The sequence below is a fragment of the Nocardioides sp. CPCC 206348 genome (assembly GCF_048654705.1).
Taxonomy (GTDB): domain Bacteria; phylum Actinomycetota; class Actinomycetes; order Propionibacteriales; family Nocardioidaceae; genus Nocardioides.
Genome location: NZ_JBMCZA010000178.1, coordinates 289 through 7983 on the forward strand (window position 1 = coordinate 289; position 7695 = coordinate 7983).

Here is a 7695-nt window from a genome sequence, read left to right on the forward strand (position 1 = left end):
GCTGGCGTCGCGCGAGCGTCTACCGGCGTCGGTGATCGGCTTGTGTCACTTCTTGTTCTCGCAACTCGACTCCGACGCGGCGACGTGGTTCTTCCTTCGCGTCGCAGACGGCGACGGGATTCCGGCCACCGACCCGATCGCGGTCCTGCGCAACCGCGTCATCAAGCTCCGCGTCTCCGGCGGCCGGATCAACGAGACCGAGGGACTCGCGCTGACCATCCGCGCCTGGAACGCTCACCGGGCTGGCGAGAGCAGGACGAAGCTGCAGATGCCCAAGGGTGGGCTGACGAACGAGAACTTTCCCGAGCCGAGGTAACCACCGCGGCATGGGCCCATATCACGGGTCGACGTTGTCCAGTGGCGTCGAGTCATCGTTCGCAACATCCACGACGTCATCCAGATCTGCTGGGTCGACCAACGCGAGCGTGAAGGCGGGCGTTACCCGCGGTACGCGGATTCCCGACCCTCCGCCGAGCATCGTCCGCATGCCTTGAGCCGCGAAGTCATACAGGCCGTGGGTAACCCAGCCAGCGTGCGTCTCTAGCAGCTGATTGGCCAGCCCCCAGTCGTCATCTCCCAAGGCGGCTTGATCCCGGAGATACAACGTGGCGTAGACCCTCACCCCGGCCCACTCACTCGTGGTCCAGGCCGTCAGGTCCCCGATGATCGCAAGGGTCGGTTCAGCGGAGGCTCTGTCGCTGTTCTCGATGAGCCCCGGGGAGATCTGCCACTCAAGACCCCCCTCTTCGCGACGACGATCCGTGTCAAGAAGTGTGCGCAGAACTGTGTAACCAGCGACGAACGCGTCGGGCCAGCCCGGCTGAAACCGGGAATCAGCCACGTCGGCCAGAGACCTTGTGACTGGCAAGCGGCCAAGAATCTTCAGCGGCGCGGTGGTCACCGATCGGACTCTTAACGACCCGAGGCTCGTCGTCCATCACGTCGTGTGAGTACACGGCGCCAACGGCCATCGCGTATCGCCGCAGGGTCGAAAGGCGCGGGTCACGCTCGCCGGACTCGATGCGAGCAACGGCGCCCTGCGAGATCTCCATCCGGTCAGCGATGGCTTCCTGAGACAGGCCCTTCGCCTTTCTCATGGCAACCAACGCGTCGAGATAGGACTCGTCTTCCTCGACGAGTCGCTTCGCTCGGATCTGCAGAGGGTTGCGCGGATCGATACCGAGCAGTGCTTCGAGTTCCATCCCAACCTCCTTGCCTATATAACTTCTAGATCATAGTCGCGTCGTCAAGCGGCCGCAGGGCGGTTCTCACAATCCGTAGTCGGCTCGTTGCGAATACTCCTGAAGTCTCACGGCGGCCTGCTTGGCGAACTGCGTCTGCATAGGCAGATCGATCTCGCCTGGTCGCTTCCACAACAACCCGAGGCCCACGAGCAGACCGGGCAAATGCAGTGGTTCGGAGAAGAAGAAGCGCATGTGCAGCCGGTTGCCCCGATCGCCGGTGCGGTCCGACAGCCGAAGCTCGAGAACGTCCTGAGCCGCATGCATCTGCTGCACGTCGAACTCCCGGCCCTCGCCGTAAGCCAACTTGCCGGATTCTGCCCGCTTCATCTTGTAGAAGATCTCAGCGCGAACGATCTCCATCACGTACTTCCCGAGGCTGCGCTCGAGGGCCGCAAAGTCGTTCATGACGAAGTTGGTGCCGCTGGTCCCGCGAGCGAACTTCCACGTTCCGCCGTCCCGCGTCGCGCGCACGCCCGGCGGCTGCGCGATCAGAACCAAGGCTCACACCACCCGCGCGCATGACAGATCCTCATGCGTACTCCGATCCCCTCCGTCACCCCTGGCTGGACGGGGTGACCGAACGCTATCCCAACCACCGCGAGACCTCAGGCAGTTGAAGCAAGCGGGATCGCGATCATCCGACGGCAGAAGCAGACCGCCGACACGTTGGGGGTCGGGCAGGCCACGTCGAGGCGGTGCCCCCCTACGCCATGTCGCATGGGTCGAGATAGAGATCCTCGACCAGTCTCTGCACGATCACCGCGAGCCCCGCGACATCGCCCATCACCCGGCGCAGCGTGGGATCGAGGTCGAGATTGAACGGCCCGCTGGCCTGTTCCTCAAGCGTCAGCATGTGGGCGCGGTCGATCATTGCTTCGAGGCTCTCGATGACCACCTTGGCATCCATGCCGTCGTCCTCCACTTAGATGTGGCCCCTCGGCCTGGAGCGAGCGGCGGTACCGCTGCCGGCGCGCATCGACTTGCGGTCGGCGTGGTGCTCGCCGTGGATCGTCCCCTCGATCGCAGCGAGGCGCCGGTTCGCGATTTTGAGCTCGTTCTGCAGAGCACTGACGTCGGCTGCGCTGATGCCGCTATTCGCAGGTGCGGACCGCTCAAAGCTGACCGGACGCCATCTTGCCTCCACCGCCCCGATGGCAGCCATGTTGACCTGTGGCGCAGGGAGTTCGCGCATGTTGGGGAGGTCGCCATAGAGGAACGACAGCAGGTCGCTGTCGCGCCGCACCAGCTCCTGCGGGATGACGACCTCGCCGCGGTGCACGATGCCGGCGGGATCGAACTTGCCGCCGCGGCCGGTGAATCCGCCGACAGCGCGGGAGGTCGTGATGTCACCGTCGATGCCGCCGACCTGGTTGCGCTTGTCGTATGAATTGACCTGGTTGACGTAGAGATCGACACGACGGGACCGCGGAATCGACGCAAGCATCCCCTTGAACTCATTGATATCCGCGCGGGCCGTTCCGAACCGAACCTGCAGCGTCGGGTCGCGCAGACCGGCGACTGCGCGATTCAGATCGGTGAGTGCGCCCTGGAGAACCTCAGAGGCGTGGGTCGACCTGCCGAACGCCGCATTGAACCTGCGCGCCGCGCCCTCGCCACCGTTCGCCAGATCCTCGAATGCCGCACCGGCGGCAGGCCCCAGATCCTCATATGCCTGCATCAGCGCCTCGGGATTGACGCCGTTCGTCAGGGCAGCGCGGATGTTGTCGCCCATGTTCAGGGCAGCGCGGGCGTTGTCGCGCATGCGTTGGTTCAGCGCCTTCAGCGAGAGCTCGGGCTTCTCGATGTCGGCAGCAAGAGACGAGAACGACGCGGCCGTCTCCTTGGCCCAAGCAGTCACTGCCTTGTCCTTCTCGATCTGGGCTATCGCGTCGGCAAAGTCCTCAGCGTTTCCAGCGGCGCCCGCCAGGGCCTCCTCGAGGCGCGCGATCTCCGCGCGGGCGGCATCCTTGACGTCACCGCTTCCTCCGCCGCTGATCCCGCGTCCGATGTCGGAGAAGAAGTCACCGAAGCCGGTCACCTTGTCGGAGTCGAGCGCGCCAGACAGGATCTTCTTCTGCTCAGCGATCGACTTGATGAGTGATTCGATGTTGCCCGACTTGACGGCATCATTCGCTCGCGCCTGGGCGTCCGCGTAGTACTCGGTGGCGCCGGCAAGGTCGAGCATCGCCCCCGCGCCGGCACCGATCACAGTGCCCCACGGGCCGGCGATCGTGCCCATCAGGGCCAGTGAGGCCGTGTTCGACAGGCCGGTGGATTCGGCCGCGCCGGTCATCACTAGGGCGAGCCCGCCGACAGCCGAGGTTGCCTTGGCGGCGTTGATGGCCGTAGTGCGCAGGTCGCGATTCGTCCGCGTCAGGCCAGTCCCGCCTGCCTTGAGCCCGCCAAGGACGCCGCCGGACGCCATACCTGCACCGATCGCGCTCGTGCCCGTCATGCGGGTCTGCAGGGCCACGGTGACCTGCATGACGCGATTGAGGGCGGCATAGGCGGCCACCGCGGCGAAGATGGGTGTGCCGAGGTCGGAGTCGGCGATGGCGCCGACTGCAGTCGCGAAGGTCTCGATGATCTTGAGAGATGGGCCACCGAGGGGTGCGATCGCCTCGACGATGTCGACGACCGCCTCCCCGACTGCCGACATTGCGTCGGCGACACGGGGGCCGTTGGTGCGGATGTAGTCGACGAACTCGCGGAAGCCGTCGGTCTGCGAGAGGTTGTCGGACCACTCAACGAAACCTCGTGAAGCCTCGAGCAGCCAGGAGGAGAAGTCGTCACTGACGGGGTCGAAGGCCATCCAGAGCTCGGCCATCCCCCGCGTGAGGTTGCCGACCGTGCGGCCGAGGTCGTCGAGTGCCTGTGGTGCGTTGTTCTCGACGAAGGACAGGAACTCAGTCCACTCAGGGCCGGCCAAGGCATCAGCGCCGTCGGCAACCAACCTGCCACCGGTCCGGCCGATGGTCTCGAACATGGATGCCAGCCGCGGTGCGACCCTCTCGAGGGAGTCGAGTGACTCAGTCAGACCTGGGAACCAACCGGCGGCCGCGGAGTGCCTGATGTCGGCCAGCGCGGGACGGATGTCCTGGAAGTGGGACACGAACTCGCGAGCCTCTGGGCCGAGGTTGCGCATCGCTTCGGCGGCCTTGTCGAGGTTCTTTGCGGTCGGCTCAAGGGCGGCGTCGTTGACGGCCTTGAGCGCGTCACCGACACCCTGCGTGGCGGCGACGAGCGACGTCATGCCGAGAGCGGCGAAGCCGAGCTGGGACGCGAGGCCCGCGATTGTCGGAACTCCGATCGCAGCAACGGGTGCCAGCGATGGGCCGAGGATCGACATCGTGTCGGCCATCAGGCGGAGGCGGCCAGAGAAGCGGTCGATCTCTGGACCGTTTCTGCGCAGCGACCGGGAGAGTCCATCGATCTCGCTCTCGGTCCCCCGTGTGGTCTTGGTCGTGCGAAGCGCGGATCCTTCGAGTTCAGCCAGGCTCTTGTCCAGAAGTGCAGCCGCAGTCGCCGCCTTCGCCATGCCCGTCGAAAAGTGATCTTCCAACTCCAACACGACGCGTTCTCTGCGGACAGCCATGTCAGGCCACCTTTCCGTTGGTCTCAGGTGAGTTGCAGTCGTTGAGGGCGCCGAGCAGCTGGCCCACTGGGTTGAGCAGTTGCACGAGGGTCATCTGCTCCTGGAAGAGCGCGTGCCGGATGGCGCTCTCGGCGTAGTTGACGAGCAGGGTCAGCACGACTTCCTTCTCGTCCTGTGACATGCCGGCACCGAGACGCACGAGCTCCACCAGTTCGGCCTGTACGGGCTCGGGAAGGCTGTAGAGGTACTCGGCGTCGGCGATCATTTGGCGGCTCCGTGCTTCGGTCCGTGCATCCCAAACTGCATGGCAAGCCGGATGGCGTCGGCTCGAAGTTCCCTCACCTCACGAGCGGTGCCGGCAGGGTGTAGCCGTGGGCCGCCGGACGGGATAACGCTCCACCCATCCCGGACGCTGACGCCTGCGGCGGCCAGCCACGCGCGCCGAACGTCTTTCCAGCGATGCCAGGGGTCGAAGACTGAATGGCGGTCACTCGGATTGCTCCAGACGTCGACGTGCGGCCCGATCGCCAGGCAACGCGGCACGCCGTTGGACGCTGCGACTGTCGCGGTGGATTGCCCCGCACGAGCTTGGCGGCGGGCGCTCACTCGACGATCCGCCATCCGAGTTGTCCGAGCGCTCGAGGCGTGAGGCCCAACGACTCGGCCGCGTAGCGCGCCTCCTGGGCCTGCCACGCGGACGCAGTCCCGGTCATGATGGCGCTCTCGAAGATGAGCAGGGCAGCGACCGTCCCGCGGGCCGTCTCGTCCCACTGCGTTGCTTGGGGCGATGCCCACAACTCTGACCAGCGAGACCGCTCAGTCGTGGTCCAGTCGCGGCCGTCGGGCATGTCCGGCACGGGCAGGTCGCAGCCCGAAGCGGGCAGGTCGACCAGTGCCTGCCGGCTGCCCATGGAGCCGCGATGAGCGCGGCTTCGCGGCTTGCTGGCGTTGCGTGGGGCTGCCATTGCTACCTCCCGATCTCAAGCGTGGTTGAGGTTGATTGGGTCAAGAACTTCGGAGACACCTCCCCCGCGGTTCCCTATCGCACGCGTGTTCGGGGTCCCCCGCCACCCCCTATGCGGCATGTCAGACCGTCAGGGTGTCGAGCGCCTGTGCGTCGGCACTCATGTAGCGGAGCGAGATGGCAACGCCCAAGCCATCGGCGGTCTTGCCTTCGAGTAGGCGTCGGGCGTGTTCCATCTCCACTCCGACCATGGGTGCGTGGGTCTCCCACTGCAGACGCCCGCGCAGTGCTGCTCGCTCAATGCCCTCGGGCAGAGTGCGCGCCAATGCCAGGTCCACCAGACGCTTGGCCGAGGTGGCGGCAGAGACTCGCTCCTCGTGCGTTGCCCCGCCGTGCGTTGTCGCCACGATCCAGGTCGGCAGTTCAGTGCGAAGTGCCCGCAGGGTGGCAAGGTCTGTGGCCTGCTCTGCGTCCTTGACCACCTCGAGCGGCGAGGTACCTGCTCCCAGCAACCGTTCGGCGCGGCCCCACGCTTTTGCCTGCCGCTGCTCATCGAGCAGTTGGTCGACGCTGGGACGAGTATCGGCCGGTGCCGGCGAGGTGAGCGTCGTCTGGATTCTCTTGAGATCCATGTCGACCTGATCCGGCGTGGCGATCGTGACCTCGTGCAGCTCCTTTCGAAGCTGGCGGCGATAGGTGTCGGAGAGCTGCGGATTGTTGCGCAGTTCGACGTCTTGGGCTTCGTGCTCCTGGCGCACCGCACGAACGCGCGCTGGCGCCTCCTGCAGTCGACTGATTGCACTACGCACTGCGCTGATGCTGACCATCGTTGCTACCCCTCCCGTGCTTCATGAAGCGATCCAGTTCATCAAGCGAGACCAACCAGTCCCGCCCTTGCTTGACCCCACCGACCCTCCTTGCAACTTCGCGAGCCCACCGGGTGGTGCACCCGAGTCGCTCGGCGATCTGCGGAGTTGTGATCACCACGTTTGCAGGTTCCGAGACGGCACTTCCGCACGAGGAAGTGATCTGCTCGCTGTCGACGGCATCGCTGCTGAGCGCGTGGAGAAAGGTCCTCATCAGCGGATTGAGTGGCGCACCACCATCAACGAGCTGCCGACGACGGATGTCAGACACCAAGGCCCGCAACACCACCTCTCGAAGAGCCTGGGGAACGACGACAACTGCCGATCGAGGTGGTACGGGAGTCACCTCCATGTCCACCACCTCCCATGCCCTCGGCGTGGCTCAATCCGCGTCGATCAGTCGCTCGGGACGTCGAGCACTGGTCACCTGGGTTCCGCGCTCGAGCTGGACCCCGGCAGGCCCGATCACTGCCTCAACCCAACGCTTCGGTTCCTTCAGGTGTCCCCAATCCACATGTCCGTGCGATCCACGCTCATTGATGAAGTCGAATCGATCAGCACGCACGTTGTAGCCGATGCCGTGAGCCTGAATCGAGCTCGGGAGGTCGTACTTCGCAGCCTCCTCGTTCGCAATCCGGAGCCGGCGAGCAGCGAGGAATGCCGCAACGTATCGCTGATCGACAGCGGCCATCAGGGCTTCGAACGCCTTGGCGGCTTTCTGTTCAAGCGTCGCGACCTCCTTGGGAGTCACCACGACCACGGCCTTGAGGGCATCGGCAGCGGTGAGCTGGTTCGCAGCCGCGGCTTCGGCCGCCTGTGTCCACGCCTTGCGCTCGGCGGCCTCAATGCGCAGCTGCGCGAACTCGGCCAACTTGCGCGCGTTGTCGATCTCCTCCGGAGTGACGCCGTCATCGCCGTTCCGCACCCGCTCGAGGAGTGTGTCAACCAAGGACTGAGCTTCGTCGGCCTCGGTCTGAGGTTCGGTTCGTGTCATGTCGTTCTCCTAGATCGTTGAGTCCGGCCATC

The 7695-nt window shown here is 65.3% G+C and carries 11 protein-coding genes; 1 reads left to right on the forward strand and 10 read right to left on the reverse strand.

Annotated elements, in window-relative coordinates; genetic code table 11:
- On the forward strand, positions 1 to 316 hold a 316-nt coding region (locus ACOADB_RS14125), incomplete at its 5' end, for a hypothetical protein (RefSeq protein WP_378599693.1).
- Positions 317 to 337: 21 nt separating this feature from the next.
- Here the strand turns inward: ACOADB_RS14125 and ACOADB_RS14130 are convergent.
- The 10 genes from ACOADB_RS14130 to ACOADB_RS14175 form a co-directional block, all read right to left on the reverse strand.
- Complete coding sequence (locus ACOADB_RS14130; RefSeq protein ID WP_378599694.1) at positions 338 to 841, reverse strand: hypothetical protein; 504 nt, start codon at positions 839 to 841, stop codon at positions 338 to 340.
- Positions 834 to 1202, reverse strand: coding sequence for a helix-turn-helix domain-containing protein (locus ACOADB_RS14135; protein ID WP_378599696.1), 369 nt, complete (start codon positions 1200 to 1202; stop codon positions 834 to 836). The genes ACOADB_RS14130 and ACOADB_RS14135 overlap by 8 nt, the downstream gene beginning before the upstream one ends.
- Positions 1203 to 1268: 66 nt before the next feature.
- Positions 1269 to 1742: a hypothetical protein gene (locus ACOADB_RS14140; protein ID WP_378599697.1), complete on the reverse strand. Its 474-nt coding sequence runs from the start codon at positions 1740 to 1742 to the stop codon at positions 1269 to 1271.
- A 205-nt stretch (positions 1743 to 1947) separates the two neighbouring features.
- Positions 1948 to 2151 carry a hypothetical protein gene (locus ACOADB_RS14145; protein ID WP_378599698.1) on the reverse strand — a complete coding sequence of 68 codons (204 nt, stop codon included), beginning with the start codon at positions 2149 to 2151 and terminating at the stop codon, positions 1948 to 1950.
- A 15-nt stretch (positions 2152 to 2166) separates the two neighbouring features.
- Entirely contained in the window at positions 2167 to 4605 is a 2439-nt protein-coding gene (locus ACOADB_RS14150) for a hypothetical protein (protein ID WP_378599700.1), read from the reverse strand.
- Between the two features lie 235 nt (positions 4606 to 4840).
- Positions 4841 to 5104 carry a hypothetical protein gene (locus tag ACOADB_RS14155; protein ID WP_378599703.1) on the reverse strand — a complete coding sequence of 88 codons (264 nt, stop codon included), beginning with the start codon at positions 5102 to 5104 and terminating at the stop codon, positions 4841 to 4843.
- A gap of 337 nt (positions 5105 to 5441) precedes the next feature.
- Entirely contained in the window at positions 5442 to 5750 is a 309-nt protein-coding gene (locus ACOADB_RS14160; RefSeq protein ID WP_378599705.1) for a hypothetical protein, read from the reverse strand.
- 175 nt (positions 5751 to 5925) lie between these two features.
- The gene (locus tag ACOADB_RS14165) at positions 5926 to 6612 is read right to left on the reverse strand and encodes a hypothetical protein (protein WP_378599708.1); all 687 of its coding nucleotides are present in this window, start codon (positions 6610 to 6612) and stop codon (positions 5926 to 5928) included.
- Complete coding sequence (locus tag ACOADB_RS14170) at positions 6605 to 7021, reverse strand: helix-turn-helix domain-containing protein (RefSeq protein ID WP_378599710.1); 417 nt, start codon at positions 7019 to 7021, stop codon at positions 6605 to 6607. Before ACOADB_RS14170 ends, ACOADB_RS14165 begins: the two co-directional genes overlap by 8 nt.
- A gap of 30 nt (positions 7022 to 7051) precedes the next feature.
- The gene (locus tag ACOADB_RS14175; protein WP_378599713.1) at positions 7052 to 7540 is read right to left on the reverse strand and encodes a hypothetical protein; all 489 of its coding nucleotides are present in this window, start codon (positions 7538 to 7540) and stop codon (positions 7052 to 7054) included.
- Between the last annotated feature and the right edge of the window lie 155 nt (positions 7541 to 7695).